23 protein-coding genes are annotated in these 25,355 nt (G+C 42.6%); 1 reads left to right on the top strand and 22 read right to left on the bottom strand.

What is annotated here, in order from left to right; genetic code table 11:
* Nucleotides 1–2 precede the first annotated feature (2 nt).
* The 11 genes from cas1c to KNL20_RS04555 all read right to left on the bottom strand — a co-directional run bounded on the left by cas1c (nucleotide 3) and on the right by KNL20_RS04555 (nucleotide 14,002).
* Nucleotides 3–1,034, bottom strand: coding sequence for a type I-C CRISPR-associated endonuclease Cas1c (gene cas1c, locus KNL20_RS04605; RefSeq protein ID WP_230399448.1), 1,032 nt, complete (start codon nucleotides 1,032–1,034; stop codon nucleotides 3–5).
* The gene (cas4, locus tag KNL20_RS04600; RefSeq protein WP_230399447.1) at nucleotides 1,031–1,687 is read right to left on the bottom strand and encodes a CRISPR-associated protein Cas4; all 657 of its coding nucleotides are present in this window, start codon (nucleotides 1,685–1,687) and stop codon (nucleotides 1,031–1,033) included. Before cas4 ends, cas1c begins: the two co-directional genes overlap by 4 nt.
* A complete protein-coding gene (gene cas7c / locus KNL20_RS04595; protein WP_230399446.1) occupies nucleotides 1,677–2,543 on the bottom strand; it encodes a type I-C CRISPR-associated protein Cas7/Csd2 in 867 nt (288 codons plus the stop codon). Before cas7c ends, cas4 begins: the two co-directional genes overlap by 11 nt.
* A complete protein-coding gene (cas8c, locus tag KNL20_RS04590; RefSeq protein WP_230399445.1) occupies nucleotides 2,524–4,560 on the bottom strand; it encodes a type I-C CRISPR-associated protein Cas8c/Csd1 in 2,037 nt (678 codons plus the stop codon). Before cas8c ends, cas7c begins: the two co-directional genes overlap by 20 nt.
* Nucleotides 4,557–5,306 carry a type I-C CRISPR-associated protein Cas5c gene (gene cas5c, locus KNL20_RS04585; protein WP_230399444.1) on the bottom strand — a complete coding sequence of 250 codons (750 nt, stop codon included), beginning with the start codon at nucleotides 5,304–5,306 and terminating at the stop codon, nucleotides 4,557–4,559. Before cas5c ends, cas8c begins: the two co-directional genes overlap by 4 nt.
* Nucleotides 5,307–5,319: 13 nt before the next feature.
* Nucleotides 5,320–7,845, bottom strand: a complete 2,526-nt coding sequence (gene cas3, locus KNL20_RS04580) for a CRISPR-associated helicase Cas3' (protein ID WP_230399443.1) — start codon at nucleotides 7,843–7,845, stop codon at nucleotides 5,320–5,322.
* A gap of 397 nt (nucleotides 7,846–8,242) precedes the next feature.
* Nucleotides 8,243–9,379 (bottom strand): ROK family protein, encoded by a 1,137-nt coding sequence (locus KNL20_RS04575; protein WP_230399442.1) that lies wholly within the window; start codon nucleotides 9,377–9,379, stop codon nucleotides 8,243–8,245.
* Nucleotides 9,380–9,504: 125 nt separating this feature from the next.
* The gene (locus KNL20_RS04570) at nucleotides 9,505–10,452 is read right to left on the bottom strand and encodes an ABC transporter permease (protein WP_230399441.1); all 948 of its coding nucleotides are present in this window, start codon (nucleotides 10,450–10,452) and stop codon (nucleotides 9,505–9,507) included.
* Nucleotides 10,453–10,458: 6 nt separating this feature from the next.
* Entirely contained in the window at nucleotides 10,459–11,964 is a 1,506-nt protein-coding gene (locus KNL20_RS04565) for a sugar ABC transporter ATP-binding protein (RefSeq protein WP_230399440.1), read from the bottom strand.
* Between the two features lie 171 nt (nucleotides 11,965–12,135).
* Nucleotides 12,136–13,164 (bottom strand): sugar ABC transporter substrate-binding protein, encoded by a 1,029-nt coding sequence (locus KNL20_RS04560; RefSeq protein ID WP_230399439.1) that lies wholly within the window; start codon nucleotides 13,162–13,164, stop codon nucleotides 12,136–12,138.
* A gap of 61 nt (nucleotides 13,165–13,225) precedes the next feature.
* A complete protein-coding gene (locus KNL20_RS04555) occupies nucleotides 13,226–14,002 on the bottom strand; it encodes an SDR family oxidoreductase (RefSeq protein WP_230399438.1) in 777 nt (258 codons plus the stop codon).
* Nucleotides 14,003–14,315: 313 nt separating this feature from the next.
* On the opposite strand from KNL20_RS04555, the gene KNL20_RS04550 reads away from it, so the two are divergent.
* Nucleotides 14,316–16,016: a PucR family transcriptional regulator gene (locus tag KNL20_RS04550; protein ID WP_230399437.1), complete on the top strand. Its 1,701-nt coding sequence runs from the start codon at nucleotides 14,316–14,318 to the stop codon at nucleotides 16,014–16,016.
* Nucleotides 16,017–16,018: 2 nt separating this feature from the next.
* On the opposite strand, the gene KNL20_RS04545 is transcribed toward KNL20_RS04550, so the two are convergent.
* The 11 genes from KNL20_RS04545 to KNL20_RS15900 all read right to left on the bottom strand — a co-directional run bounded on the left by KNL20_RS04545 (nucleotide 16,019) and on the right by KNL20_RS15900 (nucleotide 25,122).
* Nucleotides 16,019–17,326 carry a hypothetical protein gene (locus KNL20_RS04545; protein ID WP_230399436.1) on the bottom strand — a complete coding sequence of 436 codons (1,308 nt, stop codon included), beginning with the start codon at nucleotides 17,324–17,326 and terminating at the stop codon, nucleotides 16,019–16,021.
* Between the two features lie 12 nt (nucleotides 17,327–17,338).
* Nucleotides 17,339–18,160, bottom strand: a complete 822-nt coding sequence (locus KNL20_RS04540; protein ID WP_230399435.1) for a polysaccharide deacetylase family protein — start codon at nucleotides 18,158–18,160, stop codon at nucleotides 17,339–17,341.
* Complete coding sequence (locus tag KNL20_RS04535) at nucleotides 18,150–19,004, bottom strand: polysaccharide deacetylase family protein (protein WP_230399434.1); 855 nt, start codon at nucleotides 19,002–19,004, stop codon at nucleotides 18,150–18,152. Before KNL20_RS04535 ends, KNL20_RS04540 begins: the two co-directional genes overlap by 11 nt.
* A gap of 72 nt (nucleotides 19,005–19,076) precedes the next feature.
* Nucleotides 19,077–19,844: an SDR family NAD(P)-dependent oxidoreductase gene (locus tag KNL20_RS04530; RefSeq protein ID WP_230399433.1), complete on the bottom strand. Its 768-nt coding sequence runs from the start codon at nucleotides 19,842–19,844 to the stop codon at nucleotides 19,077–19,079.
* Nucleotides 19,845–19,870: 26 nt separating this feature from the next.
* Nucleotides 19,871–20,647 (bottom strand): SDR family NAD(P)-dependent oxidoreductase, encoded by a 777-nt coding sequence (locus KNL20_RS04525; protein ID WP_230399432.1) that lies wholly within the window; start codon nucleotides 20,645–20,647, stop codon nucleotides 19,871–19,873.
* Between the two features lie 20 nt (nucleotides 20,648–20,667).
* Nucleotides 20,668–21,369, bottom strand: a complete 702-nt coding sequence (locus KNL20_RS04520) for an ABC transporter ATP-binding protein (RefSeq protein ID WP_230399431.1) — start codon at nucleotides 21,367–21,369, stop codon at nucleotides 20,668–20,670.
* Nucleotides 21,366–22,145, bottom strand: a complete 780-nt coding sequence (locus tag KNL20_RS04515) for an ABC transporter ATP-binding protein (protein ID WP_230399430.1) — start codon at nucleotides 22,143–22,145, stop codon at nucleotides 21,366–21,368. Before KNL20_RS04515 ends, KNL20_RS04520 begins: the two co-directional genes overlap by 4 nt.
* Before the next feature lie 3 nt (nucleotides 22,146–22,148).
* Entirely contained in the window at nucleotides 22,149–23,024 is an 876-nt protein-coding gene (locus KNL20_RS04510) for a branched-chain amino acid ABC transporter permease (RefSeq protein ID WP_230399429.1), read from the bottom strand.
* Nucleotides 23,025–23,036: 12 nt separating this feature from the next.
* Nucleotides 23,037–23,912, bottom strand: coding sequence for a branched-chain amino acid ABC transporter permease (locus KNL20_RS04505; RefSeq protein ID WP_230399428.1), 876 nt, complete (start codon nucleotides 23,910–23,912; stop codon nucleotides 23,037–23,039).
* Nucleotides 23,913–23,942: 30 nt separating this feature from the next.
* Nucleotides 23,943–24,701 (bottom strand): ABC transporter substrate-binding protein, encoded by a 759-nt coding sequence (locus tag KNL20_RS04500; RefSeq protein WP_268966536.1) that lies wholly within the window; start codon nucleotides 24,699–24,701, stop codon nucleotides 23,943–23,945.
* Nucleotides 24,610–25,122, bottom strand: a complete 513-nt coding sequence (locus KNL20_RS15900) for an ABC transporter substrate-binding protein (RefSeq protein WP_268966535.1) — start codon at nucleotides 25,120–25,122, stop codon at nucleotides 24,610–24,612. Before KNL20_RS15900 ends, KNL20_RS04500 begins: the two co-directional genes overlap by 92 nt.
* Nucleotides 25,123–25,355 lie beyond the last annotated feature (233 nt).

Here is a 25,355-nt window from a genome sequence, read left to right as displayed (position 1 = left end):
CTCTACTTCCAGAAAAATGGGGGATACTGATCTACGTCGCCTCGAATATATCTGGCCAATAACAGTGCTTGCGCATAGGGAACCAATCCCCACGGAATTTTCTCATTTAAATAAGGATGGGTAATCTGTTCTTGCTTATTCTTTTGCCATGCATTAATAAAAGTCCTGCGTGCTGAATCAGTAATATATACCGAATGATTTTCATTGATTTCAAAATCATTTGATTTGAGCTGCTTCCTGTTAATTAATGAAAGCACAAAACGATCTGCAATCGGCGCTCTTAATTCTTCAATCAAATCACTTGCCAAGGATGCTCTTCCCGGCCTATCCTGATGCATAAATCCAACATATGGATCAAGACCTACCGTTTCCAACGCTGTTGCTATATCATTCGTTAATAACGTATAAGCGAATGACAATAAGCTGTTAACTCGATCTTCCGGTGGTCTCTTATTTCTCCCGTGAAAAAAGAAATCACTTTTCTGATTCAAAATCATAGGATCAAATGAGCCAAAATAAACTGTTTGAGCCATTCCTTCGTATCCTCTTAGTTGATCCAAGTTCTCACTTTCTGTAATCTCTGTCAAATATTTACTTAATCTTCCTGAGGCCAGTTTCATCTCTTCCACTGGCACTCTCAAAGAATATTGTCGAATGTAGCGTTCGAGCTGCCACTTTTCATTATAAATCTTTCCAATAATAAAATTACGAGAAATATCAAGGCACCTCTCTTCCATGTCCGAAACCCGATACTGCTTTTTTCTTAGTAATACGTTTCCTCTTGTCTCACCAATGACCCTGGCACGAAATCTGCCTGTTGGCGTCAAAAAGCAAATAGATATATTATTTTGTACACATTTTTCCATCAAAGCAGGGCTGGCTCCAAGATTAGAAAAGCACACAATTCCCTCTAGGTTATGCAGTGGATATCTCGCAATCGTCTTGTTGTCTTCCCTGACTACTATGGTTTCCCCCTGAAGACCCATATAAACCTCTGGCTTTGTGACAAACAGTACATTCAGCATTTGTCTCATTCGTTAATCCTCCCTTGAATGTAATCTTTGACACTTCGTTGATTGTTAAGGACAGGTAGGCAAATATTTCGCAGGGAACATGTTTTGCACTTCTTTCCCGTTCTCACTTTTGGTGTATAACCGCGGTTCATATAACTGTGCATCTCTTCTATTGATTCTATCATTTCCTGCCGCAAATCATCCGTCAATATCACTTCTTCTCTTCTTTTTGTTTCAAAATAGAAAAGATAGCCTTTATCAATATGCGTTTCCAGCATTTCCTCCAGACAATATGCCTCAGCCATCATCTGCAATTTATCCGAATTGTTTTCCTTTGGTTTTCCTCGTTTATATTCAACCGGAATAACCGAGTAATTTCCACCATACTGAGGCATATAAATTCCATCATCTGCTTTCCGTAATTCCACTACGTCACATTTTCCGGTAATTCCAAGGACTTTTGATTTCACACGCAAAGCTCGGATTGAGATCGTATTCCCTCGTTTCTCATGGATTTCTGGATTATCAACCCTTTCATGCTTCTGTTCACCATCAATCGTGAAATAATTTTCTTCCCACTGCTGTTCGACATGAATCAGTGCCCATTGCCGTCGGCAGAAGATAAAATGCTGGATTCCAGAAATCATGAGAAAATCATCTTCATTATAAGCCATTTAGCTCCTCTACCTTTAAACCTTTTGACTCTAACGATGCAAGTTTTTGTTGATTCAGTTGAATGGAATAGTCCTCATATTTTTTTGCCTTACTTCCTTTTTCCAATTCTTTTGCTTCAACCAATCCATGTATTTTGGCACTAGACACAACTCCCAGTTTATTGGGGTGGGTAAACCAATACAGTTTTTTCACTTCCATGCTTCCCTCAGGTCTGGCAGAAGAAGAATCATTTACAAACAGAGAACATAATGCCTCCTTGACAACTTCGGCGTCTTCCGCTGAAAAGCCTGTCTTTTCAGCAAAGTATGGATTTATGCTGCCCTTTACCATATATACACCATAGTCCACAAAATGTTTCATTCCCATAGTATCGGATGAACGAACCTTATCTTCTTTTGCCTCCATTCCATTTGTGCTGCGGGTGATTTGCATACTGATTACATCCACCGGACTAAGGCTTTTCGCCAACGTAAGCGATACGGGGCCACGTACACCGATAGAACGTTTCTGGAAGGTCATAACTTGTCCAAAGCTGCGTACATCCATCCATTTTTCACACGATGCCTGATACACTTTATCATCCGGATCTTTTTTTGGTGAATCGAATTCTGAGTTAAATCTTTCCTCTAGGGATTTTTTCTGATCATCGATTCTGTCATTTGACTGGACAAATAATGAATAACCCATATCCTGCATACGATTTCTAATTTTTCTCTTGATACATACATCACTCACCTCGCCATAACCGTCATAGTCAATCCTGGGCATGTTTTCATTTAAAGGATCCCCATTGGGGTTTGCCCCAGCTACCGAAAAAAACATTACGAAGTCAATCTTATTCTGTAATACTTCCATTGTCCATATCCTCCACATTCATATTTTCTTGTTTTTTATTTTTTGAATTATAAAATTCCTGTTTTTGGGCGTAATATCCAAACACAAAATCTTCGTCTAAAGCTTTGTTTTTATCTTTCTCATAGGTATTAGATTCCCTGATTAAACAAGCTATCTTCATTATGATTCCATCATAATATATGGCTCGCCTAGCATTGTTCTTAGAGAAGATATCCCTGTAGGGTCTGACTTTGTCCTCTAAAATTTTCAGCGTTCTCTCCGGTCGTTTTGCGTACGCACTCCATAGACGTTCCGCGTTCGTGGGTCTGACACCTTTTTTTTCTTTGCTGTCTGAATCATCCGGCTTTTTGAGATCTTTTGCGACAAGCACATCTTTTTCAAGCTTTTCATACACCGCTAATAGTCTGCCAAATAGATAACTGCGTTTTTGCTTTGTTTCATCCAGCATCTCATTCACCTCTTCTTTCTTGTCTATTTTATACTTTTTAAAAATTGAACATCCAACTGCAAGGACATAGTTCCAAGTCTTATCATACGAATTCCGATTACACAGATTTTCGAGCATCCGGTTTTTTATATCCATCGGCATCTGTCTTTGTTCCAAAATACATGGCAGTAATCGCTCAACCGTCTTCGTTCTTAGTTTTGCATTCTTGCATTCCATATAACCCTTTTTGTTTTCCAATCCGAAGACTGTGTCGACATATCGAAACAATGATGGGGTTTCCCGTACCATACCATAATCCCTATAATAGAAATTCCAGTTTGTCTGTTGGTACCAATTGCCGGCCCGTAGTAACAAATCCGACTTTGGCATCTCATGAAAGTATTTTATCGAAATCCTTCCATTTGAGATTTTATCCAGGATCATAATGTAAAATTTTCCATTGGGATCAATCTTTACTTGCTTTCCGCTTAGATAATCATTAATCACCGATGACCCAAACCCACCGAGATCATTCGGTTTATCAGTATCGTGCTCCGGGATATCATCATCCTCATCAAGAGCCGGAATTTTTGTATCATTCAAAGTAGCAGCCTTTTCTGGAGAAAAATTGTCAAGCAAATTAGAACATTCTTCATTTCCAATATCATCCGAAAACCAATTTACCAGAAAACTAGTCGCCCCAATTTGTTTTTTATTTTGTTTATTCTCCAAAAGATACTTTAACATCAGGTGTATCATTTGCGACGTTTCGTACCCGATATGCACAACCTCTTCTCCGGATTCAAATCTTCCATAGTACGTCTCATTATGGTTGCTGATAGATATAAGTTTGGCATTTCCCAAAAGGCCCCTATGTCTTGATACACAATACGTCATTTCGCCGGAAATGTCACACTGTTCCTGTGGATATACAGAGTTTTTCTCCCTTACATAGTCGATATAGTTCTTATGCAGTTCCTTGTTTGTGCTCACCGTAAGATCTGCTTCTGTAGACTCTGCAAGCTCTACACGGAAAGTTACAAACGTCTTTTCCAAACTGACAGTCTTTGATGTCTTTCCATCCTTCAGAATATGAATTTTATAATCCTTTATAATTTCATGTTCCACCCCGGCATAAAGTGATTCAATACAATCATAAAAAATATGCTCTTTCAGCAAATACTGATCAACAATTTCAAGCAGTCGATTTGGATGACCGTTTCGCATATATGCCACCCATTCCTCTCGAACCTGCTCATACTTCTCATGCTTCTCCGGATTCATCTCTTTTGACAGATAAGGCAATTCCTCGCAAAGCGGATGAGGTGAAATTACTTTCCCCGCTCTAATGATTGATTCTTCGGTAACCGGATATATCACAAGTTGATCTTTAGGTACCCAAGCAGCCTTAATAAACTCAGCGTTTTCTGAAAGCATTACCTCAATCATATCATTCGAACCTGTGGATTTTTTGCTTGAATGATAGACAGGTAATAATAAGGTTTTCTGACCAAGGTACTCCGTCCGATCCACAAGATTATTTTCAATCGCAGTGAGATATGTTTTGTATAAAGCTGTTAGTACGCTCATCTATACCCCTCCTCCGGAATACTCTGGAATTCCTCGTCTACAGACTTTACATTCTCGTTTGTATAGGACTTGATGGAATAGTTTCTCAACTTATGATGAATCTGACATTCCTCTGGTCGGATAAAATCGATCCTTCCGTTGGTCATTGTGATGTCAGTAAAATTGGATATTAATTTATTCTCTTCCGGCATAATTGCTTCATCCGGATAATCAAAAGAATGAAACATAATACCAAAAGAAATTTTTTCTCCATCATACGCTGTAGATGCTGACTCAAACTCATCTGCTCGGATTCTTTCTACATATCCCACACACTCTCTTGTTCCCAGAAAGATATCTCTCCTGCCCCCTTTTGATATAGATCTTAAAAGAATCTGTTCATGTTTAATTGGATTCCTGTCCATTTCTAACTCCGTACGGTTCGGATTCCATTCAAAATGAAATTTTACCAGATATTCTACGTCACGCAAGTATGTATAATAATCCAAATCGTTGCTTCCATTTTTTAGCGGTGTTCTTATCCCTTTCGTCTCGGTCTGTATCTTTTTTACTACTTTAACAGCGTCAATAAAATAGTGTAATGTGGGTTTCCAGTATATTTGCTCCGTAATGCCCTTCAGCGCCTGACAGGTAGGAACCTGATATGTATATTTCTCCCCTCCTGCTTTTGTCACAGGATCCGTAAACATAGCGTAATCTCCATATACCTTATAGTAAAATGGATCTGATCTAAATTGTTCCTGCATGTTTTCCTCCTTCCTATTCGATCAAAGTAGCAAGCTGGTCCATAACAACTCCTCTTTTTTCATCGTAATACTCTCTTTGCAAAAAATATAATCCCAACTCATCGATTTTTGTGACAAATGCCTCCAATTGTGGTTTTGGATACATATTAACTGTATATCGCTGTAATTTGTTCAATAATATTTTAGTTGTCCAATAATCCCTTTCTTGAATAGCTATTTCCAGTTCTTCCATAAGATCGTCATTATGATAGTTCACAATAACGCCGATAGTTCCATCACCAATCAGTTGGAATTGTCTTGCCGCACGAGCAAATGACTGAAAGATTACCGGTTGATACTTATTGAAATTATTTTTAATTCTATCTCGAGCCGGACAATTAATTCCCAGTTCATCAACCATGCTTCTCTCCCAGTCAGAGTCATAATAATCCATATCGTTATTATTACCGGCATAATATTTATTGTAATATCTCATTTTTAATGATTCCATATCCAAAGGGGTATCCTCACAATGATTCAGAGATCTTATGGCATACTCTGCTGCATCTGCGGCTGCCTGTATTTCCTGAAGACTCGATAGATTCTCCTCTGTATATCGGATGATATAGAACTTTCCGTGAATATAGATGCCATTTTTCATCAACTTTCCTTCACGATTACATCTTCCGGCACACTGAATCAAACTGTCAATCCCTGTCAAAGATCGAAACACAACATCAAAATCTACATCCACGCCCGCTTCAATCAGTTTCGTACTGACACATACAATTTTATGTCGCATGCGTCCATCCCGATTTTCTTCCAGTTTTCTCTTCATACCGGAAATGAGTTCTAATCGATGGGCTGCACATAGGTTCGTGGTAAGATAAATAATTTCTGCATCAAACAGATTCCCTTCCAAATACCGACATAATTCTTCAACCGCATTTTTCGTATTTAAAATCACCAGACAACTATCAAACTCTTCTAGTTCACTGATGATATATGAACCAATTGCCCCTGTGCCAAGTTTTCTGCAACCGTCTTTACCTGTTAGATTATAAAAATCTACTCTTTGAAAGCACTTTAAATCTATTCTGTCGGCATCGGTAATGGAATCATTCTCTCCGTTGATGTTTCCGTAATGAATTGGATACCTCATTGCCCGATTATCCAAAACTGGTTGTGTCGCCGTACAATGCACAACATTACAATGCATTACGGTTTTCATAAAATTCATCATCAAGTTGAAGTTCGAGAGTATATTTAACGGCAAACTCTGAACCTCGTCCAGGAGGATGACTGAATTGATCAGCTTGCAAAACCTTCGAATGTTTGATGCCTTTCCTTTATAAAACGTATTACACAGCTGGACTACTGTAGTCAGGATCACAGGACTCTCCCAGCTTTCTTTTAAATAGGAGATGTGATGATATTCCGCATCGTCTTTATCACTCTCAGAATCCCTTTTTATGTCTTTTTCATCTACAACATTACTATGGTGCTCAAGAATACTACTGTCATCTTGCAGAATTTCCCTAATATCAGAAGCATTTTGCTCTAAGACAGACAAATATGCAGTGACATAAAACACTCTGCTTCTTTCATATCGCTTTGCATTCGTAATGGCATAGCGAAGTCCCGCCTTCGTTTTACCGGCACCTGTGGGCAGTTCTAGCTTAAAAACACCATCACCGCGGACTCTTGCTTCTTCTTTGATTGCATCTGCCAAATCGCTCCTTGTCTGATTCAGTTTCGTGGGATTTGGCACAGCTTCATACTTTTGATACATCGTTTCGATTCGCTCATAACATTGTTCCCAGACCTTTTGCGTATCCCTTTTATTCCACAATGGCTGCTTCGGATAGTGAAAAGCATTTGCTGAGTCATATATATCTGCCTCTTTGATAATTGACAAACACAATCGCGTAAGACACCCCATATAGTATTGCTTTTCCTGCCTTTGTCTGTCCGCATTACAATTCATCTTTGCAAGATGAATCAATTTCTTGTATACTGCGTGAAATTCTGTATATGCATTCTTTATCAATTCAGAAATGGATAATTCCCCTCTTTTCTGAAGTAGTTCGTCGAATTGCCGAACAAAAAGGATGATATCTTCACTGTAATGATAATCTCCATTCTCGTCATAGTGAAAGCGGCCAACATTCCGATACTCGCAATCTTTTTCGTCGACAAGATCATATAGACCATGATGAGCAAAAATTACATATGCTGATACTTCATAGAAAAACTGAAAACAACTTCTTCTTCCCAATTGAGCCGCCATACTATCATCAGAAATTATGTAATCATATAAGACTCTCACTCCTGCGGAAGAATGATTCACTTTTCCATTCGTTTTCGAACAAATGTATGATTGAAATACTGCATCCGCCTTTCCAATATCATGAAGGTACCCCAACAGTTTTAGAAAAGCCTCAAGTTCCACCTCTTTTCCTATTTTTCCGGCATATTGCCCGGTGTTATATAGATGTTCTTCCAATGACTGTTCTTGGACATTTTTCTTTTCGTCAACGTCTCTGTGTGCTATAACCAACCAATCACCTCTTTTCTAGATGTGGATTGAAATTATGATTTTATTTATAACGAAAAGGGCTGAGTATAAGTACTTGATATTGTACTGACTTAGCTCTTCTCATTTCTCGTAGCTCGCCTGAAGGGTTAGGGTTTTCATAAATTCAAACATAATACATTCTCCAATCTCAATCACACTTATATGTTATATATTACCTTATTTTTCATTATATTTCTACCTTTTTTAGCATATTTTAACATTTTATATATATATAGCAGTTCAGCCAGTAGCTTGATAACATAGTATACGCACGCAAAAAAGGCACCCTGTACGTTCCCATACAAAGCGCCTTCTTTTCTTACAACTTCCGGCCACCGCATCTTATTCGTTTTTCTAAAACTTCGTCAAGTTTCATATTCTAAATACTGTTTAAAAAATCATCAATAAAGAAAATTGCCGCCCCTGCTGCTGTTGCCTCTCTTTTATACCTGCATTGTATCAAATAATCTCTGGCACTGTCCGAAAATGGATTATACTGGTCTACACGGTCACACAAGTCTTCCATATAATCTCCAATATAAGCTCCCACATAGCCTCCGACTATGATTACGCCATCAAAAAGTATCCGCATATTGTATACGGCTATGGCAAGGTAATCCAGATATTCGTCCCACAATTGGGCTGCTGTTTTATCACCCTCCTTAAGTAATACGAAAAACTTTTCCAGATTGCCGTCTGTGTACTGATCAAGCATACAGGCACTGCAGACGGTATCAAAACACCCGGTCCTTCCGCAATAACACCTTTTGCCGCCTTTGGGAACAACCAGCATATGCCCAATCTCTCCCCCTTTTTGGGTATCGCCTTCATATATGGATTGATTAATAATCACAGATCCGCCTACGCTGTTGCTCAAACTGATATAGAATCCGTTTTTGACCCTGTGGTCATTCCATATTTCCGCATATCCTGCAGCATAGGAATCATGTACCAGGCGGCTGTTATAAGGAATGTGTTTTGCGATTTCTTCTCTTGTCTTTCCGGTAAAATTCAGTGTCATGCCATAGAGGACAGTTTCCCCGTCATCCGAGACCAGGCCTGGTACGGCAATACCAACACCTAAAAGATCCTCATCCAAAATATTTGCCTGTTTCTTTACTTCTTCTACAGCCTCTCCGATTCTCTTCAGGTATTCGTCATCATCCAGGTTGAATCGCCTTTTCTCTTTTACAACTCCTGTTACCATTCCTGATAAATCTACCGCTACGGCATTTATGTGATTCACTGTACTATAAACACCAATTGCCATCTTGGCATTTTTAATGTAAGTAAAGGCAGTTGCATTCCGTCCCCCCGTATTTTTAATCTTACAGGATGTGTCAATGAGTTTCTGCTTTTCCAGATAATCCAAATTCTGCGTAACAGTTGGAAGGCTCAATTGCAAAGCCACAACAATATCCTGCTTTGATACTGAATTATTTTTCCGGACATATTGATAGATCAACTGCCTGTTTTTTAACTTAATCTCATTGGGACTTATTTTTTCTTTACTCATCTTGCCACCTGTTTTCTCGTAATCATTGTATTATACTTTCTAAATTTAATCCCTAAAATTATAGTAATATTAAGTCAGTTTTCTGTCAACATCTTTAAAGCAAAACTCATAAAGAAGCCAATCTTCTACGCTGTCTGTCTCTTTTTCTGAATACAGTCAAATCCCACTGCAAATGCCAGTACAAGGCCTTTTACGACCATTTGAACATAAGAGCTTACATTCATCAATACCATACCGTTTGTCAGAGCACCAATAATTAATACACCGGCAACCACATTGGATAACTTACCATAACCGCCTGTTACAGAAACACCGCCTAAAACTACACAGGTAATAACATCAAATTCATAACCATCGCCTGCCGTTGCCTGAGCTGAATTGGTTCGTGACAACATAACAATACCTGCAAGGCCCGCAAACAATCCTGACAATGAATACACCAGATATTTTACGCGGCCCACACGGATTCCGGAAAGCTTTGCAGCCTCTTCGTTCCCACCTACTGCATAAAAGTATCGGCCAAAGTAGGTTTTATTTAGAATAAAGCTCCCGATTACGAAACAGATAACCATAAGGATGACAGGAACCGGTATCGGCCCGACATATCCCTGTCCAATTACCTTGAATTTCTCTGTGAAGCCATTGATTGGCGTCCCACCACTCAAAATATATGCAATTCCCTTAAAAATTATCTGTGTCGCAAAGGTCGCAATCAGAGCCGGCATTCCGACGGATGATACCATAAAGCCATTCAGCGTACCAATGAGTGTGGCAAGCAAAAGGGACAGGATAATCGCTATATACATATTCATCCCATTATGTACCATAAAATAGGCACAAATAATATTTACAAAGGTTATGATGGAACCTGTGGCCAAATCAATCCCGCCGAGCAAAATTACGAAGGTCATCCCGATGGAGGCGATTCCATACATAGACACCTGACGTGCAATTGTAATGACGTTATTTGGTGTAATAAATCTGGGATTTGCGATGGTAAATCCCACACACAGCAGTATAAATACAACCCAGATTGCCTTATCTTTCAATTGGTAGAAAACTTTATCTTTCATACTGGATTAACCCTCCTTGACTGTTGCTGATGCATACACCATAATCTTATCCTGCTCGAAATCACACTTATCCAATTCTCCTGTTATGTGTCCTTCCGCCAGTACAACAATTCTGTCAGACATGCCCATCAGTTCCTCCATCTCGGAAGAAATCAGCAGAATTGTTTTACCTTCCTTTTCTACAAGATTGTTCATCAGCTTATAAATTTCGTATTTTGCTCCAACATCAATACCTCGGGTCGGCTCATCAAAAATAACCAGTTTTGAATTTGCCGCCAGCCATCTTGCCAAAATTACCTTTTGTTGATTGCCACCGCTCAAGTTCTTTACCAACTGTTCTAATGTTGGTGTTTTAATTGCCAGTTCTTCTTTATATTTCTCGGCAGTTGCTTTTTCTTTTCCGGCATCAATTACACTCATAGTGGAATTTCTTTCATATACGGCCATGTTAATATTGTTTTTTATAGATACACCAAGCAGCGCCCCATGCCGCTTTCTGTCCTCCGGTACAAGCGCAATTCCTGCATTGATTGCTTCACGCGGACTTTTGGGATTGATTTCCTCTCCATTAAAGATAATTTTCCCGGACTTTTTCTTAGCTGCTCCGAAAATCAGATTCGCTAGTTCCGTACGGCCTGCTCCAATCAATCCTCCTAAGCCCAGGATTTCACCCTTATGGATCTGCAGACTGATATGCTCATCACCGTTTCCACAGACATCCTGTAACTCCAGAACCACATGCTCATAATTGATGCAATCCTTCCTCTGCGGATAAGTCTCTGTCAGTTCACGGCCCACCATCAGATGAATGAGTTCTTCCACACGGCTTTCTTCGGTTATCAGAGTTTTCACATATTCACCATCACGTAATACAACAATCCGGTCAGACAAACGATATATTTCTTCCAGTCTATGAGATATATATATAATAGAAATACCTTCTTCTCTCAATCTCTCCACAACCTCAAACATGCTCTCTACCTCTGCACTTGTCAGAGGTGCTGATGGCTCATCCATGATCAGTATCTTCGCATCCTGCTGAATTGCCTTCGCAATTTCGACCATTTGCTGATAACCTACGGTCAGATTCTTCATCAGTGTCCTGGGATTGATTTTGATATGAAGCCGTTCAAATGCCTTCGCTGCTTCTCTTTCCATTGCTGCCTTATCGATAATAATTCCTTTTCTAATAGGTCTTCCCAGGAACAGGTTTTCTGCTGCTGACAGCTCTGCCACATTATTGAATTCCTGATAAATAATTGCAATACCATTTTCTGCCGCCAGTTGAGGCGTCATGCTTGTATGCTCTTTTCCGTTTACTATTATTTTGCCGGAGGTGGGGATGACCGCTCCGGAACATGTTTTGATCAGTGTTGATTTTCCGGCACCATTTTCACCAATTAACGCAAGAATCTCACCTTTTTTCAATGCAAGGGATACATCCTTTAGTGCCACAACACCCGGGTACTCTTTTCTTATGTGCTGTAATTGTAATACATATTCTTCACTCATATTATGCCCCCGTTATACAGAAAACCTGCCACTGGCAGCTTTCCTTGCATACTTTGGTATACAGAAAACCTGCCACTGGCAGCTTTCCTTGCATACTTTGGTATTGACAGAAGGCGGTGAAAACCGCCTCCCCATCTCCTGTTTTATTTTTCACTTATGGTAAGACTTCTTTTACTCGTAGTCTGCCAGATATTCATCAACGTTCTCTGCATTAATTACTACAAATGGTCTGTAAATATTATGGTCATCATTCTCAAATGTTTCGCCTGATAAAACTTTATCATATAGTTCTACACATGCTGTTGCAGTTCTGCTGTTTGAACCTTCAAATCCAACGGTTGTATTAGAAGCTTCTTTTCCACTCTTAATTGCCCGCATCTGCTGCTCTGTAGCGTCAGGAGAGAATATGCCACAGTCTTCTGGAATATTGTTATTATACTTTGTAAGAAGTGCCTGATTTGCACCTATATCGCCGCCTGCACTGACCGTTACAAATACTTTACAGTCCGGGTGTGCCTGAAGCACTGTCTCTACGTTCGTCTGTGCATCATTTGCCTCAAGGCCTTCAATATTAGCAACTACCTCATACTTGCCTTCGGCCCCCTTTAAGCCTTCCAGGATTCCGTTCTCTCTCTCTAACAGAATAGGCGTCTGGGGATATCCAATGACACATACTTCTGCTTTATTGTCTTCTGAATAATGTGCATTGATAAAATCAGCAGCCGGCCCTGCGATGGTTTTCCCTAGCTCTGTGTTGTCAAGAACCCAGTTTACAGTTGTGTTCTCCATCTTGTCATCCCAGCACATTACTTTAACTCCTGCGTCCAAAGCCTCTTTGCAGACATCTTCAATTGCCTTTGGGTCAGAAGGATGCACCATGATCATGTCGCAGCCGGCTGTAATGAAGTTTTCAATCTGGCCAATCTGTGTAGCAGAGTTGTCCTTACAGTCAACGAGTGTATACTCCCAGCCTTTCTCTTTTAACATGCTCTCAACTTCTCCAAAAACGCCTGCCCAGTAATCATTTTCCAGTGACTGAATTGTGATACCTAATTTGTACTTTCCATCCCCTTTATCCGCAGTATCCTCGGTTTTTTTGTCAGGACCTGCTGCTGAACCTGTCTCCTCTTTCGTAGTGCACCCCGCCAGCATAGACAGCCCCAGTGCTGCACTCATTAATACCGCTAAAATCTTTTTCATAAACCTTTTCCTCCCTTTGGATTTAATAACTTCTCAAATACCTTTCCCAAAAACACAAAACTTAGAAACATGTAAATGCCCCATCTACTACAATATCAGAACCGGTGGTGAAACTGCTGGTGTCTCCTGCCAGATATACACATATAGACTGCAGTTCTTCCGGCTTCCCAAGTCTGCCCATAGGGGCCATTGCATTCCACTGTTCAATCAGCGGGGCAAGACTTGGTGCATTGTTGATTAGTTCAGTTCCCATATATCCGGGACTGATACAATTTACACGGACACCTTTTTTTGCCCACTCCACGGCAAGCGATTTGGTAAGCATAATGACTCCCGCTTTAGATGCGTTATACGCACACTGGGGCTGGGGCACATTGACAATATGGCCTGACATAGATGCTGTATTAATGATGGAACCGCCTCCATGAGCCATCATATACTTTCCTGCAGCAACAGCGGTTAGGTAAACACCCGTCAGATTAATGTCTATTACTCTTTTCCAATGCTCAAAAGTCATCTCCTCTGCTGGTTCGTTGATGCAGATTCCCGCATTGCAGAATGCCGCCTCCAGTCCGCCCAATTCGGAAACCACAGTTTCAACCATCGCCTCCACCTGTTCGGGGTCTGTTACATCCGTCTTGACTGCTATCACCTTCCGGCCGGTTTTATCGGAAACTTCTTTTGCCGTCTCCCGTGCTTCATCAATATCTACATCTACAATAGCCAGATCTGCTCCTGCCTCAGCAAATGCAGCTGCCACGCTTTTACCGATTCCTCTTGCCCCTCCCGTCACAAAGATACGCTTTCCATCCAGTCTCATTCTTTCAATAATACCCACTTTTTTTGCTCCTTCCACGCAAAACACAATTTGCCAGCAGATTGTTGTTCTTTTAACAATATGTTTTATTAAACTATTTTATAAAACTAGTTTTAACTATATTATAGTGATTCTTGAAAATTGTGCAAGTCGTAAAAATATCCAAATATTTTATTGCTTTTTTGGCTGTTTTCAATAGCCGCTGCAAAAAAAATAGATTCAGAAACAGGAAAAGACTGTTTTATGAATCCACAATTTTATCTTGTAAGAATTATCAAAGTATAGTATATTATAACAAACTATTTCATGCGTAGGGAGGTAGGGGGGCACGATCATGGACTTATTACTGAATAATCTGATCAGCAGCCATATACTGTTGCCTGCAGCCTGTGTTTCGAGGGCTTATCAGCAGTCCGAAATCCATCAGATTGCAGTTTTTGAACAGGGCTGCAGTTCTTTTTTTGATACATTGGAAAAGATGACTCTGGTTTTTATCCAGAAAGATATGGGGAATTGTCTTGCGCATAAGCATCTGTTAAGGCTTAAAACCCGGGACTGTGCGCTTGTATTCTACCCGGATGACCCGGCTCTGACCTGGATTTCTGCCCTGGATCTGCCTGTGTTCCTGCTGCCTGACAACACAAACATATCTCAAACCATAGCGCAATGTTATCATTTGGCCTACAGCAGTATGCAAAAGCTTGCAGAAGCATCTCTCGAAACTATGGAGCGATTGTCCAGAGAAGTTCTTGAACATAAAGGGGGAAATAGATACATTATAAAAGTTGCTATGGACTTGCTGGAATGCCCTGTGGCTTTCGCTACACCGGATTTTCATCTGCAGAAAGCCCCCAGCATTCCGCCTGAATACCTGGTGCAGCCTCCCCTCTATACAGAAGATTCCTTTGACTGGGATCTGGCTCTGGATTCATTCCAGATAAAAACAGCCTGCTCTCATTCCTGTCTGGCCGAAGGCGTAGGCGGAGCGAAACTAAAGGGTTATGTTCACCAGAACCAATACTGCCGCAGACATGGCTGCCGTATCTTTATCATTCCCATAACCGATGACTCCAACTGTTATGGTTATCTCTTTCTTTCACAGGATGAACGAGTTGAAACCTTGTCCTCTGAAAAAGGCATAAAAATACAGCAGCTTCTGGCTATCTTGAAGTTCGAGATTATCAAGTCCGATGAAATTGCCCATACCGTCAATCGATACTATGATTTCCTGCTGGACGAGCTTATTGAGTCGGATCAGACAGATTTTAAAAAGCTGATGCAAAAGTACGGTTTGGTTCAGAAAGTCATCTACGATCAGTACTATGTTATGATTGCGGGAAGAAGCCCCCTGAATACCTTAGATATACCTTTTCACGAGCTTCTGACCAGCCAGCAGTTCAATCTTTTGTACGACCAGATGGTAAATACTTTAAAAACCATCAACTTCTTTCTGTTTGAGCGAAAGGATTGTATCGTTGTTCTGCTTCCCAGCCGGATGATCAAAGATACAACGGATGGATTTGCCCCTCTTGTTTCCCTGTTTCAGCATTTTTTGCAGGATCGTTATCAGGGAGCAGGCATCAGTCAGGTAGTTCCCACCAAGATGGTACGTCAGGGATATCTGCAGGCGCTCAAAGCTTTGGCTGTTTCTCAGCACTCTTTAGAGAAGGCTCCTTGCTTTTACGAAAAGCTCGGCATCCTGCGATACTTTTTTGACCACTCTGATAATATGGACTTTGCTCCTCTTTTGCAGATATATCAGGACTACATTCTTCCCATTGTCAGGTATGATGAGCAGCACGGAGCCGAACTCCTCCCTACACTGACAGCCTATATTACATGCTGCTCCTCGCCGTCCGCTATCTGTTCAGCTTTATATATCCACAAGAATACTCTGTATTCCCGATTGAATAAAATCACGCAGGTTTTGGGGAAGAGTCTCTCAGACAGCGAGGTTATTTTCAATATATCTATGGGCCTTAAGATCCAGACCTTAATACAAACCGGTATTCTGCAGGGAGAACTGGATCCTTAAGCTTAATAAACAACCTTTTCCCTGATTCCTTTCATGGTTACATGTGCACAGCAGATTCGTTCATATAGCTTCCATTGCTGTTCCACATCCGGGGCCACGGTATTAAAATACTCTCTCACTACGTCCCGGGAGTAATCATGTGCCACAAAATGCCCGTCATCTTCTGCCAGATGATCCACGGATTCAATCCCTGTTCCCGGTTCTGTAAAGCCGTACCGTTCAAGAAACCGCGCACCTTCCTCCCTGCTCAAGGTATTGTCCCATCGCCCACGGGAGACTTCCAGCTTTCCATAGCCTTCAAGCTCACAGTATGCATGCCACAGCGGCATAAGTTCTGCATACTTTTCGTCAATGCCTGCGTTTTTGAAAATGATCTCTTTTTCAAATGCCACCTGCTTCTCCATAGAATTATCAAAACTCATAGAGATCGCATGGCGGGCGGAGCCCTCACCAAAGGCATTGGATGTGGAGAACTGTGAGACAATGGACATTTCCGGCCAGCATGTGTCTATCATCGTCTGAAGCCGCTTTTCAAAATAAGTCAGGTGTCCCGGCTCCATTTCGTGTCCTACGTACTCCATCACTTTATCTACGGTCCAGGGATACAAAAGGTTAAAGTTCCGCTCATACTCGATGTGGTTATAATCATATCCAAATAAGATAGACAAAAAAACCATATCTTTATTGGGCAGTTCCCTCACTCTGACTCTGGGCATGCTATTGCCCGTAACGTTCATCTTTGCTCCTGCGATTTCGTGAAATATCTGCGTGGAATCCCTGATGACACACAGAAGATTCTCCGGTGGAATCGCCAGTGTTTTTCTGAACGTGCTTATTTTTTCCTGTACCGTACCAGCTCCCGGAAGCGCCTGGTTCAGTTCTTCCAAAATCCGGTCAAACTTCCGGTAATCACACGCGGGAGCCCGCAGTCCGTATAATCCCTCTGTCATCTCATCAAATGAAAATGTCTCTCCAAACAACAGCCTCGCTCTGACATTCAGGTTTTTTACGTGATCAATCAGATAATCAACTCTTTGCATTTCCTCAGACTTTGCAGTCTTTTTGTATTGTTCCAGGTTTTGCCCCAAAACCTCTGACTCATCCAGAATGTTTTCCAGCGTTTTTCCATGCTTTGCATCTCCGATTTCATAGTCCGGGATGATCTTATATTCACGGGAATAGCGCATATTTGTCCTTCTCCAGAACGGTCCTTCGGTGTACCATTGAAGATCCCATGCGTCATAACGGGTCTTGCACAGGGTCAGATCCACCAGTTGCCGGGCCATTGCGTTCAATGCTGCTTCTGCCAAAATTGTCCTCCTTTACTTACTGCAATACGCGGCAATTTCCTCACCGGCTGCAATCCACACATCATCCGTATTCTTCAGTTCTTCTAACAGTCTTTCCAGCATGAAGATACGGCCTTGTTCTCCAATGGCCTGGGGATCTAACTGCAGATTGAACAATGTTCCGAATCTTCTGGCACCTTCCAGTTCATACATCCAGTTGGCAAGCACGTCATCCATGCAGGCACTACGGGACTGACCGGGGGGAATCGGCGGATCAAATGTAAATACAAAATAAGGTAAATCGAACAGCTCCCAGTGAATAGGCAATTCCATCAGTTCACAGCCTTCCCGAATATAGGGTACATCATCATCAGAAAGAGAACTGGAGTATGCAAAGCCCAATTCTTTTACCAGTACCAGGGTTTCTTCACTGATTTCTCCCTCCGGCATGCGAAATCCTGCCGGTGCTTTCCCTGTAATTTCCGTCAGGGTATCCCTGGCCTCTGTCAGGGCAGCGCGCTGTTCTTCTACCGTAAGATGTGCCAGTATTTCATGGTTATTGCCGTGGCAGCCGATTTCATGCCCCCGCTCCACAATAGAGCGAACTGCATCTGGATACCTCTCTGCCACCACCCCAGGAATAAAGAATGTCGCTTTAACCTCATACCGGTCCAGTACCTCAAGCAGACCAGGCAGGCCAAACCAGATACTCGTGCGGCCCAGACGCAGGATATCCCCTTCGTCCACATTTATCTCCGGATAGTATATTTTTCCAAAAAACTCGGCGTCCAGATTGACGCTGATCATTGCCGCACATTTCTTATTCTGCGGCCATACAGTTCTTTCAATGAGCATCGTCCGTTCCTCCCATTACCGTTTGAAAATATTCTGCAATTTCTATACAGGGGGCACACCACACGTCCGGATGACCTGCCAGATATTCACAAAATCTCGCAAATATCACTGCCCTGCCGGGTGTTCCTGCAATTTGTGGGTGAAAAGCAGTAGAACCTGAGTTTCCTCTGCGCACCATCCCCTCAATCTCATGAACCCAGTTGCGATACGTATTATCATAAGGTGCAATCCGGGGCATTCCTTCCAGTACCGCCGGATAGGAGTTAAACACGGTCTGTACGTAGTCATCCATCTGCTCATCACGGCAGGGAATATTTACAGCCTTTGTGAGCACTCCGTCCACCATATACCATCCACAGCTCTCTCCGCTGATTCCGGCACTTGAATATACAAATCCGCCCTCGGAGTAAATCCACCTTTCTGTCTCCTGCAATAACGCACCTGTAGGACGGAATCCCAGAGCTTTTCTTCCGGTGTATTTAAGAAATATATCCTGACAATACTCAACCCGTTCCTTTTGTGCCTCAAAGGTATCGCCATATTCACCGGTATGATCCAGACCATGATGCCCGATTTCATGCCCCTTGTCTAAAATCTTATCAACGACATCCGGATGTTCCCTGACCATATCTGCCGGTATAAACCAGGTACTTTTAAGTGAAAACTCCTCAAGAATCTCTAATACACGAAGTGCACCCTTTTTCGGACCGTATTTTCCGATGGACGGACCCTTGATATAACTGTTTCCATTTGGCAGCGTTTTTGTCTTATTCCGCCATATTGTCTCACCGTCCAGGTCAAATCCCAGAGCAAATGCACTCCTGGCGCCATCTTTCCAAACCATATATAAACCTCTTCTTTCACTATCTTATTTATAGAATACCGCATCAAATATGCGTCTGTTTTCCTTCGCTTATCATACGGGAGTTCTACGTCCGCCGTTGGGCGCAAGTACCTGTCCCGTAACATACTCTGAGGAATCTGAGGACAGATACAATACCATATCTGCAATATCCTCCGGTACTCCGATGCGTCCCCATGGAATGTCTTTCAGCTCATCCTCCACAAACACATCAAAATCAGTCTCTTTCAGCATAGGGGTTTGCGTAGTCGGAACTGCAATTACATTAACATTAATATGATATTCACCCAGTTCTTTGGCAATGGACTGTGTAAACCCGATTAGACCTGCCTTCGCAGAGGCGTAATGCGTACAAAATTCACAGCCGATAATTCCAGATCCGGAACTTATATTAATAATCTTGCCGTACTCCTTCTTTTTCATATAAGGGATTACCTCTCTGCAAAGATAGAACGGAGCGGTGAGATCCACTTTGAGCATCCGATCCCAATCTTCATCCGTAATTTCCTCAAATGGCAGAGAAACGCTTCCGATTCCTGCATTATTTACCAATATATCTACGGTTCCAAATGTTTTAATTACATGATTAACCAGAGCCTTCACCTGGGTTGTATCAGACACATCACAGTGACAATATTCTGCTGTTCCGCCTGCCTGGCGGATTTCCTGAACGGCAGACTTACCCCAGTCATCCCTCAGATCACACACCATAACTTTGGATCCAAATCTGGCCAGCGCAAGGGCTGTGGCTCTTCCGATACCTCTGCCGCCGCCTGTTACAATGGCTGATTTCCCCCCTATTTTTAAATAATCGTATTCCATCTTTCAACACTTCTCCTTTCCAATCCCTACATCCACGCCCCGCCGTTTGGACACAGAACCTGTCCGGTGATATACTCTGCTGCTTCTGACACCAGAAACACGATAGCACAAGCCTGGTCCTCCGGTGTTCCCACGCGGTACCAGGGCAGTCCCTTTGTCTCATCCTCCCATGACCGCCCCGGAAGGTGTGCCATACGAGTATCCGTAAGCCCTGTACCAAGAGCATTTACATTGATATGATGCTTTGCCAGTTCCTGAGACAGTTCCTTCGCCAGCCCAATCATACCTGCCTTGGATGCAGCGTAATGGGGATCCGAAAAATCATATCCCAGCGCCGCACCGGAACTGACCATACAGATTTTACCGTGCTGTTTCTTTACCATATAGGGCACGACTTCATTCGTGAACATATAAGTTCCCGTCAAGTTAATACGAATCAACCTGTCCCACTCCTCATAAGTCATCTTGTCAAAAGTCTTTCCCCCTCCGAAACCACCGGCATTATTCACCAGAATATCCACGCTTCCAAAGGAGTCCACAGTCTTTGCAACCGTCATCCGGATATCTTCCAGACTTGCCACATCACACTTTGCAGCAATAGCGGTTCCGCCCCGCTTACCAATCTCTCCGGCCACCTTCAGCGCACTGTCTTCCTCTATATCACACACCATCACCTGTGTCCCCAGATCCGCCAGAAGTATAGCTGTAGCCCGTCCGATTCCATTACCTGAGCCGGTGACAATAGCTGTCTGTCCTTCCAGACGAAAGTAATCGAACATCGCTTTTTGTACACGTTCTTCCACAAAAATCCCCTCTTTCTCGTTTATTTTTTTATTTTTCCAAGATAAGCAGCCACAATGCTCTCATCAGCGGCCAACTCTGCCCCTGTACCACGCTTTATAATCTGTCCCTGTTCCAGAACGCAGGCTCGATGAGCAATGGACAAAGCCTTTCTCGCATTCTGTTCCACCAGCAGTACAGAGATACCTTCCCGATTGATTTTCTTAATAATGGACATAATATCATTTACAATCAGCGGCGCCAGCCCCAGAGACGGCTCATCCAACAAGAGCACCCTGGGTTCTGCCATCAGTCCTCTGGCAATAGCAAGCATCTGCTGTTCCCCTCCGGACATGGTACCGGCTCGCTGCTTGCTCCTTTCCTCCAGGCGCGGGAACATCTCATAAGCACGCTTTATACCACCCGCTCTGTTTTTACTGGTGTATCCCCCCAGAAGCAGATTTTCCTCCACCGTCAGGTTCGGAAAAATCCAGCGTCCCTCCGGCACCAGGCAGATTCCCTGCTCCACGACCTTGTACGGTGCACTTTCAAGCTTCGTATCATTATAATGCACTTCACCCTTCTGGGGTTTCAGCAATCCGGCAATACACTTCATCAGAGAGGACTTTCCTGCACCGTTGGCTCCCACAATTGCCATAATCTCGCCTTCCTTTAATTCAAAACTGACATCACGGATAGCCTGAATCTTGCCATATGAAAAACTGAGATTCTCTACGTTCATCATGACTCATTCACCCCCAGATACGCAGAAATAACTTCTGGATTATTTTGTATTTCCTCAGGTTTCCCCTCAGCCAGAAGCGTACCGAAGTTCAGCACTGAGATTCTGTCACAGATGGCCATAATCACATCCATGTGATGATCTATAATCACAATTGTAATATTTTTTTTGTTTCGAATTTCCCGTATGAAGTCCGAAAGCTTTGAGGATTCCTCTTCGTTCATGCCTGCTGCCGGTTCGTCCAGAAGAAGAAGGTCAGGTTTGACTGCAAGTGCTCTGGCTATTTCCAGGCGGCGCTGCATGCCGTAGGGCAGGTTATTGGCTTTTTGCCCCCGCTGTTCGGTAAGCCCGACATCCTTCAGAAGCGCATCACAGAATTTTCGCATCTCATCTTCCTGACTCCGGCACTTCCTGGTGCGGAAGAACCCGTCCCACAGACCGTATGTAATGTTCTTCTGGCATGCGGTCAGCAAGTTCTCATACACGGTTAAGTCACCGAACAGACGTATGTTCTGAAACGTTCTCGAAATTCCTTTTCTGGCGATGACATGGGTAGGCAGCCCATTAATGGGCTCATTTTGAAACAAGACGTCTCCTTTCGTAGTGTTATATACCCCCGTAATCATATTGAACAGCGTGGTCTTCCCTGCGCCGTTTGGGCCGATAATGCCATAGATACTGTCTTTGGGTACGTTAATCGTTATATTATCAGAAGCCGTGATACCGCCAAAGTGTTTTACCACATTCCTAAGCTGAAGTATATATTTCTGCTGTTCCATGAATCATCGCTCCTTCCCTTTGTATTTCACGTGACCGAAGAAACTGCGGATTCCTGATATACTCAATTCTTTTGTTCCCATGAGCCCGGACGGTTTGAATATAATTACCAGTACTACCAGAAGCCCGTAAAACACCATGCGCCATTCCTGAACAGATCCAAACCGCAGGATTTCCGGAAGCGGAACCAGAATCATAGAAGCGATTATGGTTCCTGTCAGACTGCCGCATCCGCCCAGAATTACTGTCATTACCAATTCGTCCGATTTAATCATACTAAACATTGTAGGACTTAAGTAGTGCATATAGTGAGCCAGTAATGCTCCTGAAATACCACATAAAGCACAGCTGATTCCCATAGCCAGTAATTTATAACTGGCCACACTGGTTCCGATGGAAGCCGCAGCCAGTTCTTCTTCCCTGACTGCAATACAATTTCTTCCGTGTTTGGATCGAATGAAATTGTGCAGAAGCCAGACCGTTACTATCAGGAAACATAGTACCATGGGAAATGTAGCTCCACCGGGCACATCCGTCATACCTCTGGCTCCCCCTGTGAGGTCAGGAAGATTTTCTATAATTAATTTGGTCACTTCACCGATTCCCAGAGTTGCAATTACAAAATAGTCACCTTTCAGCCTCAGTGTCGGATATCCGATCAGCAGACCGATCAGCAAGGCTGCCAGCATTCCGCAGATCAAACCCACCAGTATGGGTACATGAAAAGTCTTTGTAACCAAGGCAGACGTATATGCTCCGATTGCCATAAATCCCGCATGTCCCATAGAGAACAGACCTGTAAAACCAGTAAGTACAGAGACCCCCAGAATTGCGATCATATATATTCCGGTTAAAGTTGCAACACCAAGCCAGTAATTCATCTCTTCACCCCCCTATGCCTTGTCTTCTGTATGCTTTCCCAGCAGACCCGCCGGACGCACAAACAATATAATGACCAACAGTGCATAAGCAAAGATATCCCGCATGGAAGAGGATACGTAACTGGAAATCATAGTTTCCCCTATCCCCAGCAGAATTGCACCCAGAACCGCACCGGGAATACTTCCAAGCCCGCCGAATACAGAACTTATGAACGCTTTGTTCGTCATGGATGTTCCGAGAGTCGGAAAAGCCGTGTACTTCGCACCCAGCAGTGCTCCTGCCAATCCTGCAAGGCTTCCCGCAATCAAAAATACAATCAAAATCAGCTTCTGTACATTTACGCCCATAATGGCCGTTGCATCCAGATCAAAGGAAGCTCCTCTGATTGCCAGGCCAAAACGGGATTTATGTATGAACAATTCGACAAGAATCAAAGCTGCAATACACACTACAAAAATAATCAGGTCTACCTGTCCGATGCTCGCCCCGAACAAATGAATAGACTTATTGGAAAAATTCACCGGATACACCCGGAATCGGCTGCTGAAACTAATAATAATCAGGTTTTCACACATGGTAGATATCCCAAGTCCTGTAATCAACAGATAGATACGGCGGGCCTTTTTCTTAAGGAGCGGGCGGTATCCCAAAAGTTCGATTAACATGGCAAGTCCGCCTGCCGCAAGAACTGCTATTATAATTCCTACAAACAAATTCTGTACCAGACCCGCCAGCACAAAAAATGCACAGAACGCACCAATTGTAACTGTTATGCTGTGCGCAAAATTAGTAAAATTCAGTAAACTGTAAATCAGTGAGTATCCCACTGCCATCAGGGCATAGATACTGCCAATCGATAACCCATTAATTAATTGTTGAAAGAACAAAAGAGTTCCCCCCTTTCAAAGGACGATAATTTACTCGAAACGGTATTCATCCAATTTCACGAACTCAGTTCCCTGAATCTGAAAAATAGAGGCAGTACGTATAGGGTTATGCGTTTCGGGATCTATAGAAATCACACTGGTCAGGCACTGCACATCCCTGGAATTTTCCAAAGCATCTCTGATTTTCTCCGGATCTGCTTCGCCAGCTGTCTCTATGGCCGCCTTGATGAGATCAAAACAGTCATAAGCCAGATACGCATCGGTACCTCCCTTATCTGGATCCATATCCCATTTTTCCTGAAAAGCGGCCTTAAACTCTTTTAAGTTTTCATCATTTACATCCATAGCGCAGGGAAATACAGCTTCCTGAACCTCGTCCTTCGCAACTTCAAACAGATCCTGCATCATCCATGCATCCACTCCCAGAAATGGAACATCGATTCCCAGAGCTCTGGCCTGCTTTGCAATCAGCCCCACTTCTTTATAATTAGCCGGTATCATAAGTGCATCAAAGTCTCCCTGATTTTTAATCTTGGACAATTGCGCACGAAAATCCACATCTCCGGTTTTATAGGCCTCTGAGCTTGTTATCTTACCACCTTTTTTCTCAAAAGCTTCGGTAAAGTTTTGCGTGATTCCCAAAGAATATTCGCTGCTGATTTCATACAGAATCGCTACATTTTTATAGTCCAATTTTTCAAATGCATACCCCCCCCATAATATCGCCCAGCTGTGGATCCGACAGACAGATACGAAACGCATAGGGGCGGACAGATCCGTCTTCCTCATGCTGTGTCACCTTATAATTGGTACCTGTCGTAGTGATATGGGGAACCTTGTACTCCTCACACACCTCACTGAGCGCAATGGCGCAGGAAGAGGAATCCGGTCCGATAAATGCTACAACGTTATCGCTCTGAAGCGCCTTGCGGGCGGCATTGGTGGTTTCCACCGCATCACCGCGGTTATCATAAATTTTCAAATCAATCTGCTTACCCAGAATGCCTCCGTTATCATTGGTTTCTTCGACCAGCATCTTCAACGTATCGGACTCCACCTTACCCCAAAGAGCAGATTCTCCGGTAAGCGGCCCTATGTATCCCAATACAATCTCGTCGCCGCTCCCAGAGCCTTTTCCACAGCCCATAACAGAACATGCCATCAAAGCCGCCATACCCAAAATAATTAATTTTTTTACCTTTTTTTGCATAATCTCTTTCCTTCCTTCTTTCAATATGATTTTCTAAACGGGATCCTTTTCTATATCAAAGGTGATTTCATCTCGAAATCACCTTTGATATATGCGTGAAAAATAACAGTTTTTCAGGAATATTTATCTTTTCTTTTATTGTAAATAAATATCAGTATTTTGCAATTGTACAAAAATCCTTTTTTTCGGTTCCCCCTTCGTACTTTTGTTTATTTTATAATAAATATGCAGGA

Origin of the sequence: Novisyntrophococcus fermenticellae, from assembly GCF_018866245.1 — a bacterium.
GTDB lineage: Bacteria > Bacillota > Clostridia > Lachnospirales > Lachnospiraceae > Novisyntrophococcus > Novisyntrophococcus fermenticellae.
The sequence above is the reverse complement of the archived record's forward strand: the minus strand, read 5'-3'. Positions and strand labels throughout refer to the sequence as shown.